We start from the raw sequence: 26,337 nt of genomic DNA, 5'->3' as shown, positions 1-26,337 counted from the left end.
ACCACAATCAGACAAGAATGTCTAGATGTCCCTCACCCATGAACAACGCCTCACAAGAAAGAATCATGCACAGACTTTGGGTCTGATTGGGGGACCCTTAAATTTAGAACCCAGTCCATCTCGTATGGCCATTTCTGCAATGTGATATGATGGCCTAGGGCACCAAGAAGACGTTTGGAGGTGTTGATCATGGAGAACAATCAGCCGACTTTAGTGGTGTTGACGACAGGCAAAGAAGCTTTTGTGCGAGCCAATGCGATTTTACAAATGACTTTGATGTTGAAAAAATTTCGGCCCGATATGGCCGTGGAGTTCCTCGCCTTAGGTCCCGGAATAGAAATTCTAAAATCGAATCAAAAGAACTCTCCACAATTCGGTCAGCAATTACAAGCCATGCGCGATGCTGGCATCACCATCAGCGTTTGCGAACAGTCCATGCAAAATCTGGGATTAACAGCCGATCAAATGTTTGAAGCCCAAATTGTCCGTGGTGGTCAGGAAGTCGCACAACGTCTAGGAGAAGGCTATCACGTCTTAACCTTCTAAACAAATATCTGACGGGGTGCCGCACTCTGACCCCATTATTCAGGTTAGCTCCTCTTTTGTAAAATACTGTATCCAAAGAAGCCCCTATGAGGAAGACCCGGACCAGTGGCCGCGGGTCTTCTTTCATGGAGGTGCGAGCTTCTATTTATTCAGGACTTGGGCAGGATCACCACGTCTTGTGGCGGCAATGAGGTCACTTCGGTAATGGTGTCCGCGATACGCCCAATCTGCTCGCTCGTCAAGGACGCTCCTCCGACCACGACAATCGCTTTATTTTGCGTGACCGTCACGGCACTCAGCGGAAATCCTCGAGCGGATAACAGCCCCTCCGCCTGCGTCTCCTCTTTAAGTTCTTGGGTATCTTGCACCATGGTGGCCGAGGCTTGATCTTTCGCCGATTGACCAATCGATGGATTTTCGGTCAAAGCTTTCAGCGTCGCAATTTCTTCGCTCATCACCCGGTCACGATGCATACGGTAATTCACGAAATAGTTTTCTAAATTCGATACGGTATTGGCCTGGTGTTGTTGCGGGGTCACCGAGGCGGACAAGGCGGTATTAGGGGCTGTACGGTGGTAGACCACATACCCTAACAAGACAGCGAGCACAGTCACAAAGGCAGCAAAGCGGACGATTTGGGGACGTTTCATGGCAATCTCTCCTCTCACAATGCTCATTAATTGGTAGGCAAAATCAATACTTGGTAAGGTTGGACCTGAAGCAACGTTTCTACAGCTTGAGCAAGCTCGGCCCTAATGAGGGGATTGCGGGCGCTCGCCGCCACGACGACAACGCCAGCCACCGACGGACCGAGTTCATCCAACGGGACCACGGCCTGCCCAGAGTTCGTCGTTATCACGACGGGAGAAGACCCTTGCCCACTTTGGTTCGTATCGACGTACTGGGAGGTCATGCTTTTCGTCAGGGTGACCGCCACGGACACTCGGTGCACTTGCGGAATATCATCAAGAATTTGTGTCAATTGCGCCGATACTTCTTGTTCCTGTTCAGCCAAAGGGCCACTATGTGTCGTCGTGACCGCTTTTTGGGTATGGGGAGGTGAGGGCACGGAAGGACCGAAACTTCCAAATCCTAACAATACAAGGCCTAAAATCCCCACTCCCGCCAGCCGATACAATTTCGTACGGTCTTCTTTAGCAAATTTCTTCCACCACTCTTGGAAATTACTAGCCATATGGACACTCCTTCTCCTTCCGCCGTACTCCTTTGAGGCTACGGTTCTACCCGGTACCGTGTGATAGAGTGCTTGGGTTGGTCTGATTGCACGATGAGATGAACTTTGGGAGTTTCGCCGGTCGTGACCGCCAAGGCATCTTCAATGTATTGTCTCAGCGTTGCGGTGTTGGTCGTTCCTGAGACTCGCACCACGGCGCTATATCCTCCTTGGGTGTCTGCTGAAATGGTGCATGCTTGCACATTTTTGTAGCTGAGTACCATCGCTTCCGCTTGGTCAATCTGCTCGGCGTGGACTAAAGACGAAAGATTTTGTCCCGTTCCTGCCCCAATCCAGGCGTTAGGCTGAGGCGACTTGCCAACCTGGTGAATCAGACTCCAAACGGGACTCACCATCGCTAACAAGAGCACTAAACCGACAACAAGACCCGCATATTTTTTGAGGTCTCCTTTCGGCAAAACAAAGTCGGCCAAGTTGCCCAAGAGCACAATAATGATGAGGGAACGCACCCAGTGTCCAATCAGCGCTATCATTACAATCCCACTCCGTTCGATACGGTTACCACAACCGTAATCATCAGGAAGAACATCAGCGCCACAGAGCCCGTAATGGCCAACAACCATCCCACGGCTGTGGCCATAGTTTCTAAGGTCCGGTGTACCCCACTAACCCCAAGCGGCTCAGTCGCTGCAGCCCCCAATCGGTAAAGCACCATCATGACAAACAGTTTGAGCACGGGAAACGCTACCAGCACGATGATGGTGAGGGCTCCAACCACCGATACCGCATTTTTCAATAGCATCGATGAGCCTAAGACCGCTTCCATCGCGTCGGAGAATGCCTTACCCACTACAGGAACAAAGGTATTGGCCAGAAATTTCCCCGTGCGCAAGGTCACACCATCGGCCACGGATCCGGCAGCCCCTTCTACGGCCATCACTCCTAAGAACAAGGTCATCAATCCTCCCAGCAGCGTTAACCCCGTCTGCCGAAGAAGCAGCGCCAAGTTTTTCAACGAAAAATTCGGCATCCAATGACTCACCAAGTCCAAGATGGTAGCCAATAGCACCAAGGGCAACACCCAACTCCGCGTCAACATCGCGACAAAGTTCACGGTCAGCATCATAACGGGATGAAAGATCCCAGCTGAGGCTACCGCCCCGCTGCCGGCCATCAACACCACCAACAAGGGAATCAAGGACTCCATGAGATGAACCACATCTGTGAGGAGTTGATTGACCATCGACAGTGCCAACCCAAAGGAGTGGAGGGCAATCAGAATCAACGCCGACACGACCACCATCTGGGAGACTTCAGCCACCCGCCCCGACCCATCAATAGACTCTGTAAGACGAGAGAGAATGGCCGCCAAAACCGATAACAAAAAGATGACGCCTAACACCCGTCCTTCCGTCTCCAAATCCCCTGCAATCGCTTGCGTCAGGGCATCGAGCAGTTCCTGGAGGGAAAAAGGATTTTTGCGGTGCAAGAGGTCCGAGGCCATTTGCGAGACCGTTGGGATATGCACCTGAGGATACGGATTAACCAGTTGCGAGACTTGATGGTCTAAGGACTCGGTATTGACACTTTGGGCCTGTTTGGTGATAAGAGCATCCACCGTTTGGGCATGCACGACGGGAGAAAAGCCCCACACCATGGCCATCGCCGCAAGCCAAATCCACAGCCTTTTCATTGCCATCGCTCCTCAGGACGGTATCATTTTCAAAACGGTCTGCAATATGGCACTGACCAGCGGAAGTGCCAAGGCCAAAATCACGATTTTCGCTCCCACCTCTATGCGCCAACCGACGCCGGCTTCCCCCGAATCATAGGCAATATGGGCAGCAAATGTTGCCAGATAGGCAATGCCGATGACCTTCAGCAGGAGACCGAGATAGAGTCCTCGAATGCGAGCTTGGTCGACTAATTTCAGAAATCCCGAAAGCACCTCTGCAAGTGGCGTAATAAGCACCAGCAATAAGGCGGCTCCTAAGGCCAATCGCAGAACCACACCGAGTTCTTTTCGCTCATCACGCACCACGACGAGCAACAGCGTCCCAATGATGCCCATAGAAACTAGGCGCAAGATGGTGTGCACAGGAGGCCTCCTTCACCTACAGGTTGAACATGGTGCGGACCGCGTTAAAGAGTTGCTGCACTTCCCGGAGCACTAACAAGAACCCGATAGCCACCCCGGCCAGCGCCACCAACTGCCCCCATTCCTTGCGATCGAGTCGCTCCAGCACACTATAGGCCACGGTTACCAGTATTCCAATTCCTGCCAAACGTACAATTAAGTCAATGTTATTCCCCATATCCTCACTCCGTTTGTCAGATGAGAACGATAACGAGGGCCAATCCCGCCAGCGATACGAGGGTTTCCGTAAGGCGTGCCGTTTTCAGTCCCTGACTGCGAGCTTCGTGCAAAAGCCTAGTGAGCTCCATTTCTGCGGCCTGCAGATGGTTCAACTGAAATTCTGCGGCAGATTGACCCAAGACATGGCCCAATTCGTTCCACACGACGAGGTCTTGTTCCCACAATCCCGGTACGCATTGCAATGCTTGACGAAAGGCGCTTGCAAAGTCGGTATCATGCTCGCCAATCCTTTCGGCAAGACTATGGGCCATAGACTGCCAGGCGGGAAATGGACGGCTCGCGCGTTCGAAAGCGGTGGCTAAAATGCGGTGGTGCCATCCAATCTCCGGCCGCAGTTGGCCAAGAATTCCAATACCCTGTTCGAGCGCGGTAATACGCAGCCGATACGGTTTAGCCATTAAATGGCCCAAATACCAAGCGCTTAAAACCGTTAATACCGCCCCAAACAGCTTCATGAGGCCAATCGCCATACCTGTTGATGGCCTTGCCACAGTTCTTCCACAGTTCCAGGCCCAAAACGCCGGCTAATGACCGCTACTGCAGGAAAGAGAGCGGATACCCGAATCCCTTTAAGGTCCGGATCGGCAATGGCTTCAAGTTGTTGGTAACTTCCCGCGTGAATGCTCGCTAATACGCCGACACCCGCTTGCAAGGCCCGGGCGACGGCTTGCAGATCTTCCGGTCCCCCGATTTCGTCTACGACAACCCAGTCCGGGCCTAATGTTCGGATTGCTGCCATGATACCTTCAGCCTTCGGCCAAGCATCTAAGACATCGGTATGCATGCCTAGCCAAAACCCGTAGTGACCGCGATAAAATCCTGCCAACTCCGATCGCTCATCCACGACGGCCACCCGCTCCCCACCATCACTGAGGTGGCGCGCTAAGTCTCTCAACAAAGTCGTTTTCCCACACCGTGGAGGAGCCGCAATCAAGAGCGAAGGGATAGGCTGGGTTGTATCGAATAGATTGAGGACCTTTTGGGCCGCCCCATAAACATCTTGGGCACGGCGAAAATTCAACCCCGTGATGTCAGTCATTGTGGAAAGCACGCCGTCGCGCCATACCGCTCGACCCGCAATGCCCACACGGTGTCCCCCCGGCAACGTCAAATAGGCGTGGCGCAATTCTTCGACCCGGGCGTATAGTGAATGGTCTGCTAGGATCGACACCAATTCATCAAGATCTTGTTGACGCAAAACATCGTGTTCGGGATCACCAAGTGCCTTCGACCAGTTTGGCCCGTAACACAGGACAGGACGATCCAGACGAAAGCGCACTTCTTCCACGTTTGCCAAGTGCTTAGGCCCAAGCTGCTGCACTTTCTCTTTCCAACGCCGCGGAAGAAAATCCCATGGCTCCATCCTTTTCACTCCTTCCTGGACGTTGCATTGATCTCCAACGTCCGGCCGGGATGTCCATCCCAGTTACTTGATATCTATGGACAGGGCTGACAAGTTATACCAAAAAAGTTTGCATCACTCCTATGCATAAAAAAGCCCGCGGCTGGCGACCGCGGGTCTTGCCTATAACAGGCTGTAAGGCTAATGGTTTAATGGTAGGCCGTATAACCGGGACCGTCATCCTCATCCGCATCATCCATGATGATGCAGTCTTCCTCGCTGTCGTAGATGACGTTGCCACAGTGAGGACAACTGAGTTGAATGTCGTCACGGTCAAACAGTTCTCCATTATAGGACGATTCTCGGTGACACACGGGGCATTCCAGCGCGATATACGAGGGTTCTTCGTCAAATCCGTTGCCAACGAGCCCTTCGTCATCTAAGGTATCGTCGTCATCGAATTCAATATCGTCATCACCATCGTCATACAGTTCCTGTTCGACGTCGAGTAAGTCCTCATCAAGCTCGTCAAGGAAATCCTCGATCTCTACTTGATTGGCGGTCACTTCCTCGACATCCAAAGTCAGATCCCGTAAAACATCAATGATTTCCTCGATAATCTTGCCTTCGCGGCTACGCGAACCCACGTCATACCGCTGGGCCATGCCCACCAAATGTGAAACCCTGCGTCGAAGATCTGCCATAGACCACACCTCCTTAGCCGTTACAGCTCTACCTTCTCCATCTCCAAAGGATTTCATACAAACGCAAAACGAAAGAGCTCAGTGGATTTCCACTGAGCTGGAATGCACCCTCTGAGGTTTAGGAGTTTGCCCGTCCTAAATACAATCCCGTTCGTGTATCGACATTGATTTTCTCTCCTTGTTCCACAAAGAGAGGCACTTTGACTGTTGCGCCCGTCTCGAGCTTAGCCAGTTTCGTAGCTCCGGTTGCGGTATCGCCCTTAAATCCTGGTTCGGTTTCCACAATTTCTAACGTCACGCTATTAGGAAGTTCAACCCCAATACTGGCTCCTTTGAACAGCACTACATAGCAGATCATATTTTCCTTCAGAAATTTGACCCCATCACCAATGTCGGCAGCGCTCAGAGTCATTTGCTCGAAGCTCTCGGTGTCCATGAACGTATACTCGTCCCCGCTGCTGTACAAAAACTGCATTTCATGCTTTTCCACTTTTGCTGCTGGGACCCTCTCGCCCGCATTAAAGGTGCGGTCCACAACCCCACCGGTTTGCAGATTTTTTAGTTTGGTTCGTACAAAAGCGGATCCTTTCCCAGGCTTTACATGCTGAAACTCAATGACCTGATAAAGTACCCCATCGAGTTCAATGGTCACACCGTTACGAAAATCGTTTGAAGAAATCACCGACTCCCACTCTCCCGTCGTCCTCGTATAATTTGTTATAGCGCTCCCCACTGTTTATCCCAGTGAGTCAGTCGTTCATATCCGGTTGCCGTAATGACTACGGTATCTTCCAACCTTACGCCTAAGACATCCGGAATGTAAACACCGGGCTCTACCGTGATGACCATGCCGACCGTTAACTCAAAATCAACCAGCGGATGAGGCCCAATAAATGGGTCCTCATGCACTTCCAAGCCAACCCCATGACCAGTGCCATGGCCAAAATAGTCGCCCAGTCCCGCTTGAGCAATCACGTTCCGGGTCGCCTGATCAACCGCCGAAACCCGTATCCCCGGTTTCAGAACCTGCAGCCCCGCTGTTTGCGCCTGTTTCACAATATCATAAATTTCCCGTTGCCGCCCGTTTGCCTGCGAATCCGATACGGGCCACGTCACCGTTTCGTCGGAATGGTAGTGGTCAAATACCGCGCCAAAATCGATGGTCACTAAATCTTGGGCTTCTAGCAAACGCGTAGAGGGCTCAGCATGGGGCAATGAACCGCGAGGCCCGGAGGCAACAATGGTTGGAAAGGATAAGGCGTCCGCTCCTAGTTCCCGCATGGCATGCTCCAACGCCACGGCTATTGCTCGCTCGGAGATTCCGGGACGGATAAGGGGCGTAATACTTTTGAGGGCTTGGTCTGCAATGTCAGACGCCTTATGAATACGAGCAACCTCGTTTGCATCTTTGACAAGACGAAGAGATTCCACATGCCCTGCGGCCGCTACCCATTCAATCCCGGGTAAGGCATTGCGCCACTGATCCAACATCTGCACGGTCACGCGGTGCGTTTCAATGCCGATTGTTTTCCACCCGCTATCCCCCACACGCCCGGCTAAGCCTTGCGTAAGGCGCGGAACTACTACCACTTCGTAATCAGGCGCTTGAGCCGCCGCTTGTTCGGCATAACGAAAATCCGTGAGCAACACCCGGCTGTGCTTGCCAATTAATAGCCATCCCGCAGAACCTGTAAACCCGCTGAGATAAAAGCGATTTTCAGGAGAAACAATGAGATAAGCATCGACCAAGGCGTTTGGTCGCTCCCATAGTTTGGCAATGCGCCGTGCATAGACTGACATGCTCGCCAAGAACGTTCCCCCCCCTTAGCGTACCGAACGACACAGAAAGGCTACGGCCAGCTCATATCCTTCAACCCCGAGGCCCGAAATTTGACCGGTCACAGCCGGGGCCGTCAGGGAGTGAGCACGAAAGTCTTCACGCGCATAGATATTGCTGATATGCACTTCGATAATCGGCATGTCCACCGCTGCTAAAGCATCGCGTAACGCGTAGCTCTGATGCGTCCAAGCCCCCGGGTTGATGACAATCCCTTGCGTTCCGTTCGAGGTCAATGTCTCGATAAAATCAATGACGGCTCCTTCATGATTCGATTGAAAGGCCGCCAGTTCACACTGGGGAAACTGCTGTTGGAGATCGGCAAACACCTCTTCCCACGTGCGGTGCCCATAAATTTGGGGCTGACGTTTGCCTAAGGTCCCCAGATTAGGACCGTTGATGATCGCGATTTTCATTAGTCTTCCAATCCCGGCAGCGGAAAATCATTCGCCAGTGTCTCGACCCGGCCACGTAAAGCCGTAAAGTCAAAATCATGCGGTGCCGTGATAGCCTCTGCAATGATGGCTGCTAATTCCTCAATTTGTTCGCGTCCAAATCCCCGTGTTGTCACTTGAGGTGTACCAATCCGAATGCCCGACGTGACCGTAGGCTTTTCCTTTTCAAAGGGGATGGTATTTTTATTGACGGTAATCCCGGCTAGCGCTAAGCGATTTTGGGCTTCGAGCCCGGTAATACCACTGTGTTTCGTATCCACTAACATCAAATGGTTGTCCGTGCCCCCAGACACCAAGCGTAAACCCCGCGCCATCAATTGTTCCGCTAAATGGCGCGCATTTTCCACCACTCGCGTTTGATACTGACGAAATGCGGGCGTGAGCGCTTCGCCAAACGCGACGGCCTTTCCCGCAATGAGGTTCATTAAAGGCCCTCCTTGCATCCCGGGAAAAATTGTCTTGTCAATCTTTTTGCCCCATTCAGGCGTCGTGAGAATAAAGCCCCCACGGGGACCACGTAAGGTTTTGTGAGTCGTCGACGTGACGAAATCAGCAAAGCCTACAGGATTGGGATGAAGGCCCGCGGCGACCAGACCAGCGATATGAGCCATGTCCACCATGAGCAAGGCTCCGACCTCTTGAGCAATGTCGCGGAACGCTGCGAAATCAAGAATGCGCGGATACGCCGAAGCCCCCGCCACAATAATATGGGGCTGAAATTCTTTGGCCAACCGCCGCACCTCATCCATATTCAGACGCTCGGATTCCGGGTCCACACCATAGCTTTGCACCTGGTAGAGCTGCCCCGACACATTGACAGCACTCCCGTGGGTTAAATGGCCTCCGTGAGACAAGTTCATTCCTAATAACCGGTCTCCCGGTTTCAAAGCGGTAAAATATACAGCCAAGTTCGCTGGTGCCCCAGCATGAGGCTGTACATTGGCATACTCGGCAGAGAACAACTGCTTGACCCGTTCCTGAGCCAAGCGTTCCACGACATCCACGTATTCACAGCCCCCATAATACCGATGCCCGGGGTAGCCTTCAGCATATTTGTCCGTCATCACAGACCCAACGGCTTCGCGCACAGCCTTAGAAGTCCAGTTCTCCGATGCAATCAGTTCTAAATGGTGAGCCTGACGTTGCTCTTCGTCTACGATGGCCTGGTAGACCGCGGGATCCACCTGGGCTAATGCTTTCAAGTCCTCTCTCATTGATTCGCCTCCTGCTCATTTTGTGATGGATTTTCCTGAAAATAGGTTAAGATGGGGTGACGCGCGGCAAGAGTTTCGTCCAGCCGCCCCACCACTGTATGATGCGGTGCCTCGTGAAGGAGTTCCGGTGCTGAGTCAATCTCCTGATTGATTTGCAGCATAGACTGGGCGAAAGAATCCAGTGTTTCTTTGCTTTCGGTTTCCGTCGGTTCTACCATCATGGCTTCTTCGATCACAAGCGGGAAATACACGGTTGGCGGATAAACGCCATAATCAATCAACCTCTTGGCCACATCGAGTGCGCGCGCTCCACGTTTCTTCTGATTCTTCAAAGTCAACACAAATTCATGTTTGACAGTCCGGTTGTAAGGCGTTTGATAGGCGTCTTTGAGCAGATGCAACAAGTAATTGGCGTTTAATACGGCCGTCTCCGAGACAGCTTTTAAGCCACTGCTTCCGTGGCTCCTCAGATACGCGTAGGCCCGCACCAAGACTCCGGGATTCCCATAAAAAGATCGTACTTTGCCGATTGACTGAGGGCGATCGTAATTCCAACGATAATGACCCTCCTGGCCCACAATCCGCGGCACCGGCAAGAACGGCTCTAGCCGGGCCTTGACACCCACCGGTCCTGCGCCTGGGCCTCCCCCACCATGCGGCGTAGAAAACGTCTTGTGAAGATTTAAATGCACAACGTCAAAGCCCATGTCGCCTGGGCGCACTTTTCCCATAATCGCATTGGCGTTAGCCCCGTCATAATAAAGCAGGCCCCCTGCGGCATGGACAATGTCCGCAATTTCCAAGATATCTTCTTCAAACAAGCCCAAGGTATTCGGATTGGTCAACATTAACCCGGCAGTCTCTTCATTAACCATCTGGCGAAGCTTTTGCACGTCCACCCCGCCGCGCGCATTAGAGGGGACAATTTTGACATGAAACCCTGCCATGGCCGCTGTCGCCGGATTGGTCCCGTGAGCCGAATCGGGAACAATCACCGTAGTGCGATGCTGTCCTTGCGCTTCGAGATAAGCACGAATAATCAGAATTCCTGTAAGTTCCCCATGAGCTCCTGCAGCAGGTTGCAGGGTGACCGCATCCATCCCTGATATTTCGGCAAGGGCCTCTTCCAACGCCTTCATCAGGTACAACATGCCCTGGACGGTCGATTCGGGTTGCAACGGATGAATATCCGCAAATCCCGGCAAAGCCGCAACGGCCTCGTTGACTTTCGGATTATATTTCATCGTACAAGACCCCAAGGGATAAAAGCCGGTATCCACACCATAATTTAACGTCGACAAGTGGGTATAGTGCCGCACTACATCCAGCTCAGACACCTCTGGCAAATGCAAGGGTGATGTGCGGACAAAATTCTCCCCCACTACTTCATCGATCTTTACAGGCGGCACGTCAGACTCGGGGAGACGAATCCCGCGGCGATGCGGTACGGATTTTTCAAAGATCACCGGGACATCCATTGTTTCACCTCTTCTACAAACTGATCCATCTCGCCTTTGCTACGCTTTTCGGTCACCGCGAGCTGCCAATAGCCTTGCCATTGAGCCGACCATTGGCCCATATCAAAACCGCCGATAATGCCACGGGATAAGAGGTGTTGATTAAGATCGCTAATAGATTTTGGCACCTTTACGGCAAATTCATATAAGAAAGGTTCATGGGGATTCACCAGCGGTAATCCCAGCTGTTCCAATTTATTTGCCAAGTAGTGCGCCTTGTTAACACTTAACGACGCCACGTCGCGCAACCCTTCGGGTCCTAACAGTGCCATATAAATCGTCGCCTGCAGAGCATTAAGTGAATGATTGGAGCAGATATTCGATGTCGCCTTTTCGCGGCGTATATGCTGCTCGCGTGCTTGAAGGGTCAAGACAAAACCACGTCGGCCCTGATGATCGACCGTCTTTCCCACTAAGCGCCCAGGTATTTTACGCACCAATGGTTCCGTCACCGCAAAATAACCAAAAGCCGGGCCCCCATAATTTAATCGGTTTCCTAACGGTTGACCTTCACCAACGACCACATCCGCCCCAAATTCCCCCGGAGGACGCAAAAGCGCCAGTGCGACGGGATCGGAAGACACGATTGCCAAAGCCCCATACTGGTGAGCTAAATCGATGACGGCTGGAAGATTGGAAATGTGTCCAAACACATCGGGATATTGCCAAATCACACCCGCGACATCATGTGACGCCAATAACTGCTCAAGGTCTTCGAGCGTCTCTGCTTCGAGCACTGCGCCCTGGCGCGCCGCTACATACGTACGCACCACCTGTTGGCTGTCAGGCATTAGCGTCTTTGATACAATCAGGGTCGATCGCCGTGTATGCGCCATGGCTAAAAAGGCTGCCTCGCCTACGGACGAAGCCCCGTCATACATGGAGGCTTGTGCGGCATACATACCGGTGAGACTCGCGATCATCGTCTGGAATTCAAAAATCGAGGCGAGTGTACCCTGCGATAGTTCCGGTTGATAAGGAGTATAAGCCGTCAGAAATTCCCCGCGTTCAACAAGCTGGGCAATGGCGGCGGGAATGAACCGGTCGTAAAAGCCTCCCCCTAAATAGGAAACAGCTTGATCAACGCTCAAATTTTGTGACGCTAATTGGAACAAATGTTGCTGCAATTCCATTTCGGAGAGAGCGTCAGGCAATTGCAGCGGTCTATCTAAGCGCGCTGCCTCGGGAATATCCTCAAACAGCGGGTCAACACTGTCAATTCCGAGCGCTTTAAGCATGACTTCTTTGTCAGCATCCGTGTGGGGAATATAGCGCAATGAAGTTATTCTCCTTCAACCTGTTGTTGGTATGCTTGGCTGTCCAATAATTCTTCGGTCTGACCGGTAATCTCGATGCGGATAATCCATCCCTGGCCATAGGGATCTTGATTAATCAGATCTGGCGTCGTGCTCAGTGCCTCATTGACAGCGACCACCGTGCCATCGGCTGGACTATATAAGTCTGATACGGATTTCACGGACTCTACCACCCCAAACGACTCGCCCGCCTTCAGTGTCTGTCCGATTGCCGGAAGCTCCACAAACACCACATCCCCTAAAGACTCTTGCGCGTAATCGGTAATCCCAACCGTCCCTTTGTCGTCTAACCATTCATGGTCCCGTGTGTACTTAAGCATTTCCGGAATATTCATGCCTCTGCCTCCTCGTGTGTAATAGCCACTTGATGCTTTCTCATATCAGCGCGGCGGTCTCCGATAAAAAGGGGTTTTAACACTTTTGGCCTGCACCTTGCGATGGCGCACTTCCACCAGAAACTCTTGCCCAATCGTTGCATAAGAGGAATCGAGCAATGCCAACGCAATAGGCTTTTTTAAAGTGGGCGAATAACTTCCCGAGGTGACATATCCTGCAAGCTCATGTTCCGCTGTAAAAACCGGATACCCTGAACGCGCAATACCTCCATTCAGCTCCAGCCCCACCACTTTACGCTGAAGTCCTTTAGCCTTTTGGGCGGCCAAGGCATCTTTACCAATAAAATCACTATGCCCTTCCCATTTCACGAACATTCCCACACCGGCCTCTAATGGGGAAATATCTTCCGTCAATTCGTGCCCATATAAAGGTAGCCGCGCTTCTAGACGCAAAGTGTCCCGCGCACCTAAGCCGATGGGGGGAATGCCTAGTTCTGCAAGACGTTCCCACAAAGCTAAAGCGTGCTCTGCATCCACGTAAAGTTCTAAACCATCCTCACCCGTATATCCTGTTCGTGAAATATGTGCGGGAAGGCTAGCAACCTTCTGGTCAAAGACTGCATGGTAGTAAGAAATGTCGCCTAAAGGGATCGTTGTCAACGGCGCCAGCCGCTCTAATGCTTGCGGACCTTGAACAGCAATCAACGCCGTTTGCTGGGAAATGTCCACCACTCGAACATTGGCAAAGGAGGTCGCATGTTGGGTGACCCATTCCCAGTCCTTGGTGTAATTCCCTGCATTGACAACCATCATAAAATGATCGGGGCTTTTGCGGTAAATTAATAAGTCATCCACGGTCCCGCCATGCGGATAACACATCGGAGTATACAATGCCTGGCCAACTGTTAGATGGGACGGCAGATTGGTCACCAATTTGTCTAAAAACTCCGCAGCCCCAGCCCCTTCTACTAAAAACTCTGCCATGTGAGACACATCAAACATCCCGACCTGGGTCCTCACGGCTTCGTGCTCTTGGATAATGCCAGTATATTCGACGGGCATATCATAGCCCCCGAACTCCATCATCTTCGCCCCATGTTGACGATGCCAACCGGTCAATGGCGTCTGTTTCAACAACGTCCCCTCTTTTATCTGCGCTCGCGCGGTGATGTGGTAGCTTAACAGTATGATGATACCGTGAGACGCAATGCATCGCAATCATAAAACTTCTCAGAGATCTACGGCTGAATCACCTGCAGACTGTCCAATACAACATCCGTTGGTACCGATGTGACAACTTGTGGCTTCCCGATATCAGCCAGTAATACCCACTGCAATCCAAATGCCCGTGCCTTCTTATCTTGGGCCATAATGCCCATCAATTTCTGCGAATCAAAAGCAGGGGCCCGACTCGGCAACGTCCATCGTGCCATCCAAGTTCTTGCCTGTTCTTCGACCCACCGCGGCATGTTCAGCACTTTTTCGGAGAGATCGAGGGCGACCAAGGTACCCAAGCCAACGGCCTCTCCATGCGTCAACGTACCGTACCCAAAATAATTTTCGAGGGCATGCGCGACGGTGTGCCCAAAGTTCAAAAACATACGGGTATTGCGCTCATAGAGATCCTCACTGACAATCCGCGCTTTAAGAGCAGCCGTCTCACCAATAACAGCAGCCCACCAGTCATTCATTGTACCTAATGGGGGAAGCTCGCTTGACAACGCATCGCTTAAGGGAGGCCCTGCAATTAGTGCGGATTTGAGTACTTCCCCAACACCTGCTTGCCACTCACGCAGGGGCAATGTCTCAAGAACTGCGGTGTCGATCCCAACGATTGAGGGCAAGTGAAATGCGCCTACGAGATTTTTGCCAAAGGCGGTATTGACCGCCACTTTTCCCCCAATGGCTGCATCCACTTGGGCCAATAGGGTTGTGGGAATCGCAATCCAACGCAGTCCACGCAAATACGTAGCCGCCACATAACCGACTAAGTCTGTTAACACACCACCCCCCACCGCAATTACCACCGTATCACGGGTGACCTGACTTTCTCCCATTCGTTGGTATAAAGTATTTACTGTCTGAAGGTTCTTATCCTGTTCTGGAATCGTAACCGTCCACAATAGAGTCTTCACGTCTTCTGCGCCAAGGCGTGTCTGGATAGACTGAGCCACCGGTTGCACGCGCTCGTCTGCCACAATGATTACGGGGCTTCCCTTGGGAATCCACGACGTCCAAGGCCACCCCGCTAGGGTCTGGTGCCCAATTACAACGTGAGATATCGCCCGACTTTGCGCTTCAATGGAAATCTCGTGCCATGCCATTATGAGGCCCCCTCCTGAACTAAGGGTAGAATGCGATGAACAATTTGGTCGGGGTCTAAATGATCGCACCGCAGATAAAAAGTTTGGGTTTCGCGGTATACTGGACGTCTCGCAGCATAGAGAGCTCTAAAGGCTTCAAAGTCCTTCTGGGCAAGAGGGCGCTGTGTCTTTTGCACACGGCGCCATAACTCCTCAGGAGCTAAATCCAGCCACACGACCCAATGATCCCGAACCTTCGCCCGGCTCCGTTCATCGAGCAAAGTGCCGCCTCCCAAAGAAATTACCGAAGGGCGCGGCGATCCCAGAAGAGATTCCAAGCACTCATATTCCAGCCGCCGAAAATATCCTTCACCCTCCTGAGAAAAGATCTCCGCTACAGATTTTCCAGCGGTGCGTTCAATTTCCGCATCGAGATCATAAAAGTCCCACTTCAAGGCCTTGGCCACCCCTGGGCCAACCGTAGATTTCCCACTCCCCATCATGCCCGTCAGCAAGAGATGACGCTTAGTATTGGCGTCCATATGCGTCCCACCGCTCAATGCGTTCCCTAATTTCTGGTAGACTATCGCCGCCAAACTTATCCAAAATGGCGTCGGCCAATACATGCATGACCATGGCTTCGCCCACGACCACTGCCGCAGGTACCGCCGTCACATCAGAGCGCTCGACCTGGGCTAAAAAGGGCTCCTTGCTGTCTATATCAAACGACCCGAGTGGCGAAAGTAACGTAGACAGCGGCTTCATGGCGACACGAACAACCAACGGCATGCCAGTTGTAATGCCCCCTTCAATGCCTCCTGCTCGGTTGCTTAAACGGGTAAAGCCTTGGTCTTTGTCCCACCAAATCGCATCATGCACCGCGGACCCGGGCACATCGGCTTGGGCAAAGCCTGATCCCACTTCTACCGCTTTCATGGCTGGAATGCTCAACAACGCTTGTGCTAAGGCCCCTTCAATGCGGCGGTGCCATTGAACATAGCTGCCCAACCCGACGGGTAATCCAAAGGCTTTAATCTCGAATGTCCCACCCAGCGTGTCTCCTGCCTCTTTCGCCCGGTCAATGGCGCTAAGCATAGCTGTTTCGCTTGCCTTATGGGCGACGCGCACTGGAGAATTTTCTGTCTCTTGAATTTCTTCCAGGGTATAATCCTGATGGGGAACGTGGATATCACCTATGCTAATCACATGTCCACGCACACCAATCCCCAATTCGTTCAAGAATGACCGCGCAACGGCTCCAAGCGCTACCCGCATCGTCGTTTCACGCGCCGAGGCACGCTCCAATACGTTACGCAAATCCCGATGTTGATATTTGATACCGCCCACCAGATCCGCGTGCCCAGGCCTTGGGCGCGTCACGATCCGGTCTGGAGTCCCGGCGTCCGGCGCCATCGATTCCGACCAATTGGCGAAATCCCGATTTTTCACCAATAACGCCACAGGGCTCCCTAGCGTCTTTCCATGGCGAACGCCGCCAAATATCTCGACCTGGTCTTTTTCAATAGCCATTCGTCCGCCGCGCCCATAGCCCTTTTGGCGGCGCGCCAAATCCTCGTTAATTAAGGTGGACGTAACGGGAACTAATGACGGAACCCCATCAATAATGCCAACCAGACCCGGTCCATGAGATTCTCCTGCTGTCATCCACTGCCATCGTGCCAATTTCATCCGTCCTTTCGAAAGACTATTCTGACCCACGTTTTTGTTCGATGATCCATCTATTGGATAATTAATGCATAATTCCTAATAAGCCAAGAAGCCCTCCAAATGCTAAAAAAGGTCCAAGCGCGATAGCGTGGCGCCTCTTTCGGTGAAATGCGAGCAATAATATCAAAGCATAAAGCCCAGCCGCCCACACGCCCATAGCCGACGCCAATACCCCTTGAGGCCATCCTAGAACAAAGCCCTGCGCCCCAGAAAATTTCACGTCGCCCATTCCTAAACCTCCGCGCGTAAACAGGTGCACTAGGAGATAAAATCCAACGAGGCCTAACCCCATTCCCACATGAGACAGAAAGGCCGCTTGCGTCCACGGCGTCATGATGAGTCCCCAAAAAACCGTCAGCAGAACGAGGCGATTCGGAATGATGTGTTCACGCCAGTCGATATCGGCAACCACCATCCAGATCCCTAAGAGTCCCGCATCCGTCCATAGCCAGTGCCTATCTCCCATCAAGGCCGCTACATCCATGGCAGCAATCGCCGCTCCCAGGGCTATTCGGTGTCGCCAGCCCACCCTTTCCGTCCCGCCCCACCAAGGGGCCGAACCGACAGCGATTCCTCCCCATAGGATCGCAACCACAACGTCCTTAATCATAATAGTCTCTGACGGCCTCCGCCATCACGGCAAAGGGACCCTCTGTGCCAAACCATGACATCCATGCTAAAGAGGCTTGTTTCACTAGAAGGGATAGTCCGTCAACAGTATGTGCGCCCACCCGTCTCGCCTGCTGAATAAGGCGGGTGGTGTTAGGGCGATAGACCCAATCGACAATGGTCGTATGCGGCAAAAACTTAACGGTGTCTGGCCACTCGCCTTCTCCATCTTGTCCAAGCGGCGTAGCATTGACAATCACGTCATACGGTGGCAGATGTAATGTGTCCCACTGCCAAGCAATCCACGAGGCATGCCACCTGGCTTTCTGCGAAGGGCGAGCCATCACCGACACGTGATAGCCCAACACTTCTAAGCCCGCGACAGACGCGCGCGCAACCCCACCTTGACCTAATACCAAAGCCGTGCTCTGTGCATGGGGTGCGGGAGGAACCATGGCAACGAATGCTTGAATGTCAGTATTGTCGCCCACCCATCCATCGTTTTCCCACAAAATCGTATTGGCCGCGCCGGTTTTTTCTACCCAAGGGGATTGAGCACGCAAATGGGGAATAATCGTCTCTTTAAGAGGACGCGTGAGGTTTACGCCACGTCCACCTAAGTCGTGAAACGCCGCAAGTTTAGGCAATAGCTCCTTGGGAGAGCATTCCACGGGAAGATAAAATGCTGTACGATTGGTAGCACTAAACGCACGATTATGCATTTGAGGCGACAAAGAGTGATGAATAGGCTGTCCAAAGACTGCGTATAATTCCATTACGACCGTCACATCTCCACCCAAAAATTCCCTTATGGGGTTGCACGCTGCCGCTTCCAGCGCTGGTCTGTGGCAGTCAATGCCCTAATAAAGCCCTTCCACGAAAACGGTGGCATAAAGACAATACGACGCTTATTCGGCAATAAAGATCCGGAAATATCGATCAGTACAACTTGGTGATTCTGTTCCCAGCGCCGAAGCATTTGGCGTTCTGGGGCTGAACATTGAAGCCAATCGACAATCACCCGACCTGTGCCTTCGGGGTCTTTCAACGCCAGAAGCCCTCGTAGGTCGTTTACGCAAACGATTCGATACGGAGCCAACACACGCCGAAGAATCTCGTCCATATCCTGATTGTGCGTTAAAATCCCTATAGATTCCACCATGTGCGACTCCCTCCCATATAGCCTTATGCTAAAGGGTAGGGGCCCTCAGAATCTGTCGAGTGTTGTCCTTAGTGCGAAAAACTTTGCGGACGCCGCGGTCTCCTGACAAAATGCCCCTCTAAACGCCGCACAAGTTTGGTTGTCCAATATTCATGGGTGTCAATCGGATGCACCAAAATGGTGTACAGCTTCAATCGATTGCCGCCAAGAATATCCGTAAAGACTTGGTCACCAATCACAGCCGTTTCGTGACGGCCGGTACCCATGCGCTTCATAGCCAGCCAAAATGACCGCCTACGGGGTTTCGCCGCCTTAGGAATCGACATAATTCCGGATTTCCTCGAAAATTCTTCAACACGTTCCGTCAGGTTATTAGAGACAATGCACATCTTAAAGCCGTGATTACGGACTTCTTGAAGCCATGCTATTAACTCTTGGCTCATATCCGGACGATTCCATCCCACAAGCGTATTATCTAAATCCATGATTAAACCACGCATACCGCGCGCCTTAAGTGATGCCAGATCTAAGTCAAAAATAGAGGCAAGAAAAAGCCGAGGTTGTAAAATCTTAATCACGCCGATCCTCCTTTCCTCTATTTTGTTTCAGTATACCATGGGTTATGCAGTATCTAGACATTCCCCGCCCGGAATTAGGCCGGGAAATTTGCCCCTGCTGGCGGACTCCTAAAACTTTCAGCGGTTGACTTTTGCGGTTAGTGGAATACACTAAAGATGAATACTGAGTAAATTACTCAGAAATCGGTTGTGCGTAGGAGGGGTTCCATGTCCAAGCCAGTTTTAGAGATAAAAGACTTACATGTAGAAATTGATCATAAACCCATTTTAAAAGGGGTTAACTTAACTGTCCAAGGTGGAGAAGTCCACGCCGTAATGGGGCCTAACGGCACGGGCAAGACGTCATTAGCGCAAACCTTAATGGGACATCCCAACTATACCGTGCCCCAAGGACAAATCCTTTTAGACGGGGAAGACGTCTTGGCCATGAAGACTGACGCGCGCGCACGAGCGGGGTTATTCCTAGCCATGCAGTATCCTAGTGAAATTTCTGGCGTCACCACGGCAAATTTTCTCCGGACGGCCATTAATGCACGCCGCGGGGAGGGCAACCAAATTCCCTTAAAAGAATTCCGGGACAAACTGGATGCCGCAATGAAGTTTCTCGAAATGGATACCAAATTTGCCAACCGGTATCTTAATGAAGGATTTTCCGGTGGCGAAAAGAAACGGAATGAAATTCTTCAAATGATGATGCTGGAACCGCGTATTGCTATTCTTGACGAAATTGACTCAGGTTTGGACATTGACGCCATCAAAGTTGTTTCCAAAGGTGTTAATTCCTTAGCTGGTCCCAATTTTGGCGTATTACTCATCACCCATTATCAGCGCATTTTATCGTATGTGAAACCCGATGTGGTTCATATCATGATGGACGGCCGTATCGTCAAATCCGGCGATTACCAGTTAGCGGAAGAGTTAGAATCTAAGGGATACGAGTGGGTACGCACCGCTTTACTCGACCAGGTACAGTGAGGAGGGATGCCAGTGACCACATCAACAGATTTCGAATGGCTAGATAATCTCGAGGAGTTGCGACAGTCAGAACCTGCATGGGTTGTGGCGATGCGCAAGCAGGCCCTCGAAGCCGCCAAAGATCTTCCGTGGCCTGAGCGTTCTAAAACGCCTCTGCGCGGCCGACACGCCGATCTTAGTGGGCTTAAAGATCCCCTACTCCCCACAGCCATTCCTGCCTCGGTATTAGCAACTGTACAGTCCGACGCGTACCTAGCATTTGGTAATGGTCATCTACAAGAGCAGGCCTTACCTCCGGAAGCTTTGCGCCAAGGGATCATCGTCTCGGCGCTGTCTCGTGCCATTGTCGAACACCAAAATCGGATTCAACCCGTGTTTGGTCACGTTATAGGCCAACCTGCTTCAAGGTCTGATGCCCTGAATGGAGCCCTCTGGGATGACGGAGCTTTTATCTATATTCCCGACAACGTCACGCTCAAGACGCCGATTCTTATTTTGCACTACGCCGATTCACAGGCGCGGCGATTGATCCCGCGCAGCCTCATTATTATGGGGGTGAACAGCCATGCGACGATCATTGAACGCTACGTCTCGGCCTCAAGCGACGAACGGCTCCTGTTTTTAGGCGCCGTAGAGATTTCAGCGCAGGACGGCGCGAGTGTTCATTACGGTTCCTTACAAAATCTGTCGGCGCATAGTGACGTGTTTATGCGGCGACAAGGTCATGTGTATCGCGATGCGCGTATCGACTGGAGTATTGGGGAGTTTGGTGGAGACATTACGATTGCTTCCGATCATACGGAATTATTAAATCCCGGAGCCCATAGCACACATACTATGGTTTTCTTTGGTGCGGACAAACAACGCCAGGATTTTGACACACGCATTACCCATAGCAGCCCACATACCACGAGTCACATCATTGCGAAAGGCGTCATGAAGGACAAAGCGCGTAGCGCTTTTAATGGGGTGACCGATATTAAACCCGGGGCCGTGCAATCCGACGGTCGCCAAAAAGAGCAAACGCTCATGCTCTCCGACGATGCCCGTGCCGATGCCGTTCCGTCCTTACTCATTAACGAAAACGATGTCTTTGCAGCACATTCCGCAAGCACCGGCCCTATCGACAAAGTTGCCTTATTTTATTTAATGGCGCGCGGACTGTCTGAAAAAGAAGCGATTCGGTTGTTTGTTCATGGCTTTTTAGCTCCCGTGGTCGACGCCATTCCCTCAGACCTCTTACGGAACGCCGTCTGGGATTCGGTAGAAAGGAAGTTGGATCAATGATCCCTGCTCTGGTTGACCTCGGAGACTTTCCGATTCTTGGGCGTCCCATTAATGGCCACCGGCTTGTGTATTTAGATTCGGCGGCCACATCACAAAAACCGCGTAGCGTCATTGACAGTCTCATATACTATTATGAGACCACCAATGCCAATGTGCTACGAAGTGTGCATACCCTAGCCGAAGAATCGACGGTCGCCATGGAGGCCGCACGTGCTAAAATTGCGCAATTTATCAATGCACGGGGTCCAGAAGAAGTGATTTTCACACGCGGCACGACGGAGAGCTTAAACACCATAGCCCGTGCATGGGGTGACAAATTTCTGGAAACCGGTGACGAAATCGTCCTTTCACCCATGGAGCATCATTCCAATCTTATTCCCTGGCAACAATTAGCGGCCCGAACCGGTGCTCGTCTTCGTTATATCGAACTAGAGGCTGATGGCACCATTGCCTTAAACCAAGTGCAAGCCCAGCTGTCGGACCGCACACGGATTGTCACGTTATCTGCCGTATCCAACGTGCTAGGGACGTTTAATCCTATTCGTGAGGTGGCCGACATGGCACACCAAGTGGGTGCCATCATGGTCGTCGATGGTGCACAATCCGTGCCGCATCTCCCCACGGATGTCCAAGCCATGGGCGCAGACTTTTTAGCCTTCTCGGGCCACAAAATGCTTGGGCCAACAGGGATAGGGATTTTATGGGGCAAAAGCAGTTTACTAGATGCGGCGGATCCTGTCGTATTCGGCGGCGAGATGATTGCCTACGTCGACCGCGAATCTGCAACGTGGGCAGAACTTCCTGCAAAGTTTGAAGGCGGCACTCCCCATATCGCGGGGGCAATTGGCCTTGGCGCAGCGGTCGATTATTTGCAAAAGGTGGGCATGAGCCGCATTGCCCTACACAGCCAGCAATTGGCTGAAGAAGCATACCGACGTTTGGCGGCTATTGATGGTATTACCGTGTATGGTCCGCCGGCGCCCCGAACTAGTGTCGTGGCTTTTAACGTAACAGGAATCCATCCTCATGACGTGGCACAAGTCTTCGATTCGCGGGGTGTGGCCATTCGAGCTGGCCATCATTGCGCTCAACCCCTCATGCATCTATTAGACGTAGGGGCAACGGCGCGGGCGAGCTTTTACCTTTATAACAGCAGTCGCGATGTCGATGCGCTCATTGAAGCCACTGAGGAGACAAAGAGGTACTTTACACGATGAACTTGGACGATATGTATCGGGAAACAATACTGGACCATAACCAAGCTCCGCGCCACTTCGGTCACATGGAAAACCCGACACAAGTCGTGGGCATGCTAAATCCGACGTGTGGCGACCAAATTCAATTGGAGCTAAAGATTCACGACGGCCTTATCGAAGATATTCGCTTTAGCGGCCAGGGCTGCTCTATTAGTATGGCCTCAGCCTCCATGATGACCGAAGCGGTAATCGGGCATCCTGTAAGCGAAGCCCTTGCCCTTGCCCAAAATTTTAAAACGTTCATCACAGGAGGGACATCAACCGTACCCCTGGGAGATCTTGAAGCGTTGCACGGCGTGTCTCAGTTTCCCAGCCGTGTTAAGTGCGCCACCTTGGCCCATAATGCTTTAGAAAAAGCTTTAACCGAACCATCTTAGCCGCTTAACCCCAAAGATCTGAGACGTTTAAGGAGGGACTATAATGGCCAGCAAACCAACAATTGTCAACGAAGAGTATCAGTATGGCTTTAATGATGGCGATGTCAGCGTTTTGAAATTTGCGCGCGGCTTGCGTCGAGAGACGGTCGAAGAAATCTCGCGCATCAAGCAAGAGCCTAAATGGATGCTGGACTTCCGCCTCCATGCGCTCGATGTGTTTTTCAAAAAACCTATACAGCGCTGGGGAGCTGACCTCAGCCAATTAGATTTTGACCAAATCGTGTATTACGTGCGCCCCTCCGAGAATCAAGGCCGAACATGGGACGATGTGCCTAAGGCCATTAAAGACACGTTCGAGCGATTAGGCATTCCGGAAGCGGAAAGAAAGTTTCTAGCCGGCGTCTCCGCACAATACGAGTCAGAAGTGGTCTACCACAGTATTCATAAGGACTTGGAAGAAAAGGGCATTATCTTTACCGATACGGATTCTGCCTTAAGAGAATACCCGGAAATCTTCCGAGAGTATTTTGGCACCGTAATTCCTCCGGAAGACAATAAGTTCGCCGCGTTAAATTCGGCGGTATGGTCTGGAGGCTCTTTCGTCTATATCCCGAAGGGAGTCACTTGCGATATCCCCTTACAGGCATACTTCCGGATTAACTCTGAAAACATGGGCCAATTTGAACGAACGTTGATCATTGCAGAAGATAATGCGTTCGGTCACTATGTTGAAGGCTGTACAGCGCCAAGCTATAATTCAGAGTCTTTGCATTCTGCTGTGGTTGAGATTTTAGTGAAAGAAGGAGCCCGGATGCGCTACACGACCGTTCAAAACTGGGCTTCCAACGTCTACAATTTAGTCACGAAACGGGCCGTGGCCTATAAGAATGCTACCATGGAGTGGGTCGACGGCAATATTGGCTCCAAAGCCACCATGAAATATCCTTCTGTCTATCTAATGGGCGAAGGAGCCCGGGGCAGCGTGCTTTCTATTGCTGTTGCGGGCCGGAACCAACACCAAGATACCGGAGCTAAAATGGTTCACATGGCTCCAAACACCACCTCGACAATCGTATCTAAATCGATTAGCCAACATGGGGGCAAAACGACTTATCGTGGGTTAGTTCATTTTGATAAAACAGCGACCGGAGCTAAGGCGAACGTGAAATGCGATACGCTGTTGTTAGACAACGAATCAGTCAATGACACCCTGCCCTATTCCGAGGTCGAAACCAGCCATGCTGAAATGGAGCATGAGGCGACCGTGACAAAAGTCAGTGAAGAGCAGTTATTCTATCTCACTGCGCGTGGGTTATCCGAAGAGGAAGCCACCCGTCTAATCATTTTGGGATTCATTGAACCTTTTACCCGGGAATTACCGATGGAATTCGCGGTGGAAATGAATCGCTTGATTAAGTTTGAGATGGAAGGAGCTATTGGCTAAGTGGCACAGTGGGTACGCGTGGCATCAGTCAATGATATCGTTGCCGGTGAACCGTTTCTTGTGCCGATGGAAGACGATGACATTGCGTTATATCAGGTCAACGGCGAATATTTCGCCACAGATGATTTGTGTTCCCATGCCGAAGCCTCTCTGTGTGAAGGAGACCTTGTCGGATACATCATTCATTGTCCGAGGCATGGCGGTCAATTTGATGTGCGGACTGGGGAGGCGAAGCATTTTCCCGCTTATGCTCCCATTCGCACCTACCCGGTAAAAGTTGAAGGTTCAGATCTCTTCATTGACATCGAAGGATAGCCAAAAAGCACAACCAGCTCGTGTCTGGTTGTGCTTTTTCATTAAGCCGATAACGTGGCAGCCTGAATCAAGTCACCGGCAATGTCTCCTGGGTCTTCTAGCCCTATAGAAATACGAATGGTTCCGTCTGTAATGCCCATTTGTGCCCGTTGCTCCGGAGTTTGGTTGCGGTGTGAAGCAATTAACGGATATAGGCACAAAGAGTAGACGTCCCCCACCGTCGTTGCCGAAGCAATGAGTTCTAGGCGGTCCATAAAACGAAATACACGGTCTTTTCCGCCCGACAATTCCAGTGTAACCACAGCACCGCCCATGTTAGGGAGCAGTCGCTGAGCCGTTGCGTACGTGGGATGATCTGCAAATAGTGGGTAATAAACGTGCGTAAAGAGACCAGACGCTTGGAGCTTTTGAGCTACCTGCAACGCATTTGCGCTTTGCTTTTCAAAGCGGACTCCTAATGTCCGCAGGCCTCGGTGGATAAGCCATGATTCAAAAGGACCTAAGACCGCCCCACGCAATTTGAGATATTGGTGCAAGCGCTCCTCATGTTGCTGGCGCCCTAAAACAACGCCCCCCATGGCATCGCCATGCCCTCCTAAATACTTGGTAGCACTATGAACCACCAGGTCAGCCCCGCACTCCGCAGGTCGGTACATCACGGGTGTAGCAAATGTATTATCCACAATGACCTGCGCGCCATGGCCATGCGCCAACCTTACCAGCTCTGGCACATCAAGCACTTTCAGAAGAGGGTTAGAAATGGTCTCGATTAGAACCGCTTTCGGCCGAACCTCGGCCAACATGGACACGAATACATCAGCGTCGGTAAACTCACCGACGGCAGTCTCAACGCCAAACTCAGCCCATAGGCTTGATAACAGACTTAATGAGGCCCCATAAATATCTTGGGAGACCAGAACACGATCGTGCGGTGCTAATCCCGTTGCGTAAAGAGCCGCATCAATAGCCGCCATACCAGAAGCTGTGGCAATACCGGTTTCGGCATGCTCCAACACCTTCATAGCCTCAACCAAAGCCGCTACATTGGGGTTCCCATGACGGGCGTAAGAAAAACCTTCGCGAGTTCCACCCATCAATTGATCTAGCTCTTCGCCTGATCGTGATCGATAACTCGTGGATGGATAAATCGGAAGAGCCGTAGGTTCTAAATTTCCAAAAAAATCGGTCCCAGCATGAACCAACCACGTATCACGTTCCCATTGCGGCATAGATGTCCGCCTCCTTTTCCATAAAAAAAAGCTCCCACCGAGGGAGGACGGACAACAACCCGTTCCCTCTCATCTCGAAAGACATTACGTCTTTCAGGAATTAGCACCCCAAGGGGTTGCCGGGCTTCATCGGGCCAGTCCCTCCGCCACTCTCGATAAGAGGCTAAGCAAGCTGACTTTATCATAAACTGATACGGCAATCAACGTCTTCCATCAATTATCTTCGCATCTAAGGC

The 26,337-nt window shown here is 51.7% G+C and carries 32 protein-coding genes and 1 riboswitch; of the genes, 7 read left to right on the top strand and 25 right to left on the bottom strand.

Annotated elements, in window-relative coordinates; genetic code table 11:
* Positions 1-189: 189 nt before the first annotated feature.
* The gene (locus CO251_RS08075; RefSeq protein ID WP_173677083.1) at positions 190-546 is read left to right on the top strand and encodes a DsrE family protein; all 357 of its coding nucleotides are present in this window, start codon (positions 190-192) and stop codon (positions 544-546) included.
* A gap of 149 nt (positions 547-695) precedes the next feature.
* Here the strand turns inward: CO251_RS08075 and CO251_RS08070 are convergent, their stop codons facing one another.
* From CO251_RS08070 to CO251_RS07955, 24 genes are all read right to left on the bottom strand, one after another.
* Positions 696-1,196, bottom strand: a complete 501-nt coding sequence (locus CO251_RS08070; protein ID WP_103375276.1) for a SpoIIIAH-like family protein — start codon at positions 1,194-1,196, stop codon at positions 696-698.
* Between the two features lie 26 nt (positions 1,197-1,222).
* On the bottom strand, positions 1,223-1,741 hold the full coding sequence (locus tag CO251_RS08065; RefSeq protein ID WP_103375275.1) for a hypothetical protein: 519 nt from the start codon (positions 1,739-1,741) through the stop codon (positions 1,223-1,225).
* Positions 1,742-1,779: 38 nt separating this feature from the next.
* Positions 1,780-2,274, bottom strand: a complete 495-nt coding sequence (locus CO251_RS08060) for a stage III sporulation protein AF (protein ID WP_158246237.1) — start codon at positions 2,272-2,274, stop codon at positions 1,780-1,782.
* Positions 2,274-3,434, bottom strand: coding sequence for a stage III sporulation protein AE (spoIIIAE, locus tag CO251_RS08055; protein WP_103375273.1), 1,161 nt, complete (start codon positions 3,432-3,434; stop codon positions 2,274-2,276). The genes CO251_RS08060 and spoIIIAE overlap by 1 nt, the downstream gene beginning before the upstream one ends.
* A gap of 12 nt (positions 3,435-3,446) precedes the next feature.
* Positions 3,447-3,839, bottom strand: coding sequence for a SpoIIIAC/SpoIIIAD family protein (locus CO251_RS08050; RefSeq protein WP_103375272.1), 393 nt, complete (start codon positions 3,837-3,839; stop codon positions 3,447-3,449).
* Between the two features lie 16 nt (positions 3,840-3,855).
* Positions 3,856-4,056, bottom strand: coding sequence for a stage III sporulation protein AC (gene spoIIIAC / locus CO251_RS08045; RefSeq protein WP_103375271.1), 201 nt, complete (start codon positions 4,054-4,056; stop codon positions 3,856-3,858).
* A 16-nt stretch (positions 4,057-4,072) separates the two neighbouring features.
* Positions 4,073-4,609 (bottom strand): stage III sporulation protein AB, encoded by a 537-nt coding sequence (locus tag CO251_RS08040; RefSeq protein ID WP_146039023.1) that lies wholly within the window; start codon positions 4,607-4,609, stop codon positions 4,073-4,075.
* A complete protein-coding gene (locus tag CO251_RS08035) occupies positions 4,570-5,481 on the bottom strand; it encodes an ATPase, T2SS/T4P/T4SS family (protein WP_103375269.1) in 912 nt (303 codons plus the stop codon). Before CO251_RS08035 ends, CO251_RS08040 begins: the two co-directional genes overlap by 40 nt.
* Before the next feature lie 188 nt (positions 5,482-5,669).
* The gene (locus CO251_RS17190; protein ID WP_146039022.1) at positions 5,670-6,164 is read right to left on the bottom strand and encodes a CD1247 N-terminal domain-containing protein; all 495 of its coding nucleotides are present in this window, start codon (positions 6,162-6,164) and stop codon (positions 5,670-5,672) included.
* Positions 6,165-6,282: 118 nt separating this feature from the next.
* Positions 6,283-6,846, bottom strand: coding sequence for an elongation factor P (efp, locus tag CO251_RS08025; RefSeq protein ID WP_103375267.1), 564 nt, complete (start codon positions 6,844-6,846; stop codon positions 6,283-6,285).
* A gap of 35 nt (positions 6,847-6,881) precedes the next feature.
* Entirely contained in the window at positions 6,882-7,964 is a 1,083-nt protein-coding gene (locus CO251_RS08020; protein ID WP_103375509.1) for a Xaa-Pro peptidase family protein, read from the bottom strand.
* Between the two features lie 24 nt (positions 7,965-7,988).
* On the bottom strand, positions 7,989-8,417 hold the full coding sequence (gene aroQ, locus CO251_RS08015) for a type II 3-dehydroquinate dehydratase (protein ID WP_103375266.1): 429 nt from the start codon (positions 8,415-8,417) through the stop codon (positions 7,989-7,991).
* A complete protein-coding gene (gene glyA, locus CO251_RS08010; protein ID WP_103375265.1) occupies positions 8,417-9,670 on the bottom strand; it encodes a serine hydroxymethyltransferase in 1,254 nt (417 codons plus the stop codon). Before glyA ends, aroQ begins: the two co-directional genes overlap by 1 nt.
* Entirely contained in the window at positions 9,667-11,148 is a 1,482-nt protein-coding gene (gcvPB, locus tag CO251_RS08005; protein ID WP_103375264.1) for an aminomethyl-transferring glycine dehydrogenase subunit GcvPB, read from the bottom strand. Before gcvPB ends, glyA begins: the two co-directional genes overlap by 4 nt.
* Positions 11,133-12,464: an aminomethyl-transferring glycine dehydrogenase subunit GcvPA gene (gene gcvPA, locus CO251_RS08000; protein ID WP_103375263.1), complete on the bottom strand. Its 1,332-nt coding sequence runs from the start codon at positions 12,462-12,464 to the stop codon at positions 11,133-11,135. Before gcvPA ends, gcvPB begins: the two co-directional genes overlap by 16 nt.
* A gap of 5 nt (positions 12,465-12,469) precedes the next feature.
* A complete protein-coding gene (gene gcvH / locus CO251_RS07995; RefSeq protein WP_103375262.1) occupies positions 12,470-12,838 on the bottom strand; it encodes a glycine cleavage system protein GcvH in 369 nt (122 codons plus the stop codon).
* Between the two features lie 45 nt (positions 12,839-12,883).
* Positions 12,884-13,972, bottom strand: coding sequence for a glycine cleavage system aminomethyltransferase GcvT (gene gcvT / locus CO251_RS07990; RefSeq protein WP_103375261.1), 1,089 nt, complete (start codon positions 13,970-13,972; stop codon positions 12,884-12,886).
* 104 nt (positions 13,973-14,076) lie between these two features.
* Entirely contained in the window at positions 14,077-15,162 is a 1,086-nt protein-coding gene (gene aroB / locus CO251_RS07985; RefSeq protein WP_103375260.1) for a 3-dehydroquinate synthase, read from the bottom strand.
* Positions 15,162-15,683, bottom strand: coding sequence for a shikimate kinase (locus CO251_RS07980; RefSeq protein ID WP_158246236.1), 522 nt, complete (start codon positions 15,681-15,683; stop codon positions 15,162-15,164). Before CO251_RS07980 ends, aroB begins: the two co-directional genes overlap by 1 nt.
* On the bottom strand, positions 15,667-16,830 hold the full coding sequence (aroC, locus tag CO251_RS07975) for a chorismate synthase (RefSeq protein WP_103375258.1): 1,164 nt from the start codon (positions 16,828-16,830) through the stop codon (positions 15,667-15,669). Before aroC ends, CO251_RS07980 begins: the two co-directional genes overlap by 17 nt.
* 61 nt (positions 16,831-16,891) lie before the next feature.
* Complete coding sequence (locus tag CO251_RS07970; protein WP_103375257.1) at positions 16,892-17,479, bottom strand: A24 family peptidase; 588 nt, start codon at positions 17,477-17,479, stop codon at positions 16,892-16,894.
* Positions 17,472-18,254 (bottom strand): shikimate dehydrogenase, encoded by a 783-nt coding sequence (locus CO251_RS07965; protein WP_146039021.1) that lies wholly within the window; start codon positions 18,252-18,254, stop codon positions 17,472-17,474. The genes CO251_RS07970 and CO251_RS07965 overlap by 8 nt, the downstream gene beginning before the upstream one ends.
* Positions 18,255-18,286: 32 nt before the next feature.
* Positions 18,287-18,640, bottom strand: coding sequence for a hypothetical protein (locus CO251_RS07960; RefSeq protein ID WP_103375255.1), 354 nt, complete (start codon positions 18,638-18,640; stop codon positions 18,287-18,289).
* A gap of 68 nt (positions 18,641-18,708) precedes the next feature.
* Positions 18,709-19,218, bottom strand: coding sequence for a YqeG family HAD IIIA-type phosphatase (locus CO251_RS07955; RefSeq protein ID WP_103375254.1), 510 nt, complete (start codon positions 19,216-19,218; stop codon positions 18,709-18,711).
* Positions 19,219-19,425: 207 nt separating this feature from the next.
* On the opposite strand from CO251_RS07955, the gene sufC reads away from it, so the two are divergent.
* From sufC to CO251_RS07925, 6 genes are read left to right on the top strand one after another with little or no spacing between them, the layout of a single operon-like run.
* On the top strand, positions 19,426-20,193 hold the full coding sequence (gene sufC, locus CO251_RS07950) for a Fe-S cluster assembly ATPase SufC (RefSeq protein WP_103375253.1): 768 nt from the start codon (positions 19,426-19,428) through the stop codon (positions 20,191-20,193).
* 12 nt (positions 20,194-20,205) lie between these two features.
* On the top strand, positions 20,206-21,480 hold the full coding sequence (gene sufD, locus CO251_RS07945) for a Fe-S cluster assembly protein SufD (RefSeq protein ID WP_158246235.1): 1,275 nt from the start codon (positions 20,206-20,208) through the stop codon (positions 21,478-21,480).
* On the top strand, positions 21,477-22,697 hold the full coding sequence (locus tag CO251_RS07940; protein ID WP_103375251.1) for a cysteine desulfurase: 1,221 nt from the start codon (positions 21,477-21,479) through the stop codon (positions 22,695-22,697). Before sufD ends, CO251_RS07940 begins: the two co-directional genes overlap by 4 nt.
* Complete coding sequence (gene sufU, locus CO251_RS07935; protein ID WP_103375250.1) at positions 22,694-23,113, top strand: Fe-S cluster assembly sulfur transfer protein SufU; 420 nt, start codon at positions 22,694-22,696, stop codon at positions 23,111-23,113. Before CO251_RS07940 ends, sufU begins: the two co-directional genes overlap by 4 nt.
* Positions 23,114-23,156: 43 nt before the next feature.
* Positions 23,157-24,557, top strand: coding sequence for a Fe-S cluster assembly protein SufB (sufB, locus tag CO251_RS07930; RefSeq protein WP_103375249.1), 1,401 nt, complete (start codon positions 23,157-23,159; stop codon positions 24,555-24,557).
* Positions 24,558-24,872, top strand: coding sequence for a non-heme iron oxygenase ferredoxin subunit (locus tag CO251_RS07925; RefSeq protein WP_103375248.1), 315 nt, complete (start codon positions 24,558-24,560; stop codon positions 24,870-24,872). It begins immediately after the preceding gene.
* Between the two features lie 41 nt (positions 24,873-24,913).
* Here CO251_RS07925 and CO251_RS07920 read toward each other — a convergent pair whose 3' ends face one another.
* The gene (locus CO251_RS07920) at positions 24,914-26,101 is read right to left on the bottom strand and encodes a PLP-dependent aspartate aminotransferase family protein (protein ID WP_103375247.1); all 1,188 of its coding nucleotides are present in this window, start codon (positions 26,099-26,101) and stop codon (positions 24,914-24,916) included.
* A gap of 66 nt (positions 26,102-26,167) precedes the next feature.
* A riboswitch (SAM riboswitch) is annotated at positions 26,168-26,263 on the bottom strand.
* Positions 26,264-26,337 lie beyond the last annotated feature (74 nt).

This window comes from Sulfobacillus sp. hq2 (assembly GCF_002903155.1).
Taxonomy (GTDB): Bacteria; Bacillota; Sulfobacillia; order Sulfobacillales; family Sulfobacillaceae; genus Sulfobacillus; species Sulfobacillus thermotolerans.
This window is presented reverse-complemented; position numbering and strand designations above follow the sequence as displayed.

What these genes read in the sequence shown, in the direction of transcription:
- CO251_RS08075 (WP_173677083.1), top strand. Translation starts at nt 190, where the DNA reads ATGGAGAACAATCAGCCGACTTTAGTGGTGTTGACGACAGGCAAAGAA.
- CO251_RS08070 (WP_103375276.1), bottom strand. Translation starts at nt 1,196, where the DNA reads ATGAAACGTCCCCAAATCGTCCGCTTTGCTGCCTTTGTGACTGTGCTC.
- CO251_RS08065 (WP_103375275.1), bottom strand. Translation starts at nt 1,741, where the DNA reads ATGGCTAGTAATTTCCAAGAGTGGTGGAAGAAATTTGCTAAAGAAGAC.
- CO251_RS08060 (WP_158246237.1), bottom strand. Translation starts at nt 2,274, where the DNA reads ATGATAGCGCTGATTGGACACTGGGTGCGTTCCCTCATCATTATTGTG.
- spoIIIAE (WP_103375273.1), bottom strand. Translation starts at nt 3,434, where the DNA reads ATGAAAAGGCTGTGGATTTGGCTTGCGGCGATGGCCATGGTGTGGGGC.
- spoIIIAC (WP_103375271.1), bottom strand. Translation starts at nt 4,056, where the DNA reads ATGGGGAATAACATTGACTTAATTGTACGTTTGGCAGGAATTGGAATA.
- CO251_RS08035 (WP_103375269.1), bottom strand. Translation starts at nt 5,481, where the DNA reads ATGGAGCCATGGGATTTTCTTCCGCGGCGTTGGAAAGAGAAAGTGCAG.
- CO251_RS17190 (WP_146039022.1), bottom strand. Translation starts at nt 6,164, where the DNA reads ATGGCAGATCTTCGACGCAGGGTTTCACATTTGGTGGGCATGGCCCAG.
- CO251_RS08020 (WP_103375509.1), bottom strand. Translation starts at nt 7,964, where the DNA reads ATGTCAGTCTATGCACGGCGCATTGCCAAACTATGGGAGCGACCAAAC.
- aroQ (WP_103375266.1), bottom strand. Translation starts at nt 8,417, where the DNA reads ATGAAAATCGCGATCATCAACGGTCCTAATCTGGGGACCTTAGGCAAA.
- glyA (WP_103375265.1), bottom strand. Translation starts at nt 9,670, where the DNA reads ATGAGAGAGGACTTGAAAGCATTAGCCCAGGTGGATCCCGCGGTCTAC.
- gcvPB (WP_103375264.1), bottom strand. Translation starts at nt 11,148, where the DNA reads ATGGATGTCCCGGTGATCTTTGAAAAATCCGTACCGCATCGCCGCGGG.
- gcvH (WP_103375262.1), bottom strand. Translation starts at nt 12,838, where the DNA reads ATGAATATTCCGGAAATGCTTAAGTACACACGGGACCATGAATGGTTA.
- aroB (WP_103375260.1), bottom strand. Translation starts at nt 15,162, where the DNA reads ATGGCATGGCACGAGATTTCCATTGAAGCGCAAAGTCGGGCGATATCT.
- CO251_RS07980 (WP_158246236.1), bottom strand. Translation starts at nt 15,683, where the DNA reads ATGGACGCCAATACTAAGCGTCATCTCTTGCTGACGGGCATGATGGGG.
- aroC (WP_103375258.1), bottom strand. Translation starts at nt 16,830, where the DNA reads ATGAAATTGGCACGATGGCAGTGGATGACAGCAGGAGAATCTCATGGA.
- CO251_RS07970 (WP_103375257.1), bottom strand. Translation starts at nt 17,479, where the DNA reads ATGATTAAGGACGTTGTGGTTGCGATCCTATGGGGAGGAATCGCTGTC.
- CO251_RS07965 (WP_146039021.1), bottom strand. Translation starts at nt 18,254, where the DNA reads ATGGAATTATACGCAGTCTTTGGACAGCCTATTCATCACTCTTTGTCG.
- CO251_RS07960 (WP_103375255.1), bottom strand. Translation starts at nt 18,640, where the DNA reads ATGGTGGAATCTATAGGGATTTTAACGCACAATCAGGATATGGACGAG.
- sufC (WP_103375253.1), top strand. Translation starts at nt 19,426, where the DNA reads ATGTCCAAGCCAGTTTTAGAGATAAAAGACTTACATGTAGAAATTGAT.
- CO251_RS07940 (WP_103375251.1), top strand. Translation starts at nt 21,477, where the DNA reads ATGATCCCTGCTCTGGTTGACCTCGGAGACTTTCCGATTCTTGGGCGT.
- sufU (WP_103375250.1), top strand. Translation starts at nt 22,694, where the DNA reads ATGAACTTGGACGATATGTATCGGGAAACAATACTGGACCATAACCAA.
- sufB (WP_103375249.1), top strand. Translation starts at nt 23,157, where the DNA reads ATGGCCAGCAAACCAACAATTGTCAACGAAGAGTATCAGTATGGCTTT.
- CO251_RS07920 (WP_103375247.1), bottom strand. Translation starts at nt 26,101, where the DNA reads ATGCCGCAATGGGAACGTGATACGTGGTTGGTTCATGCTGGGACCGAT.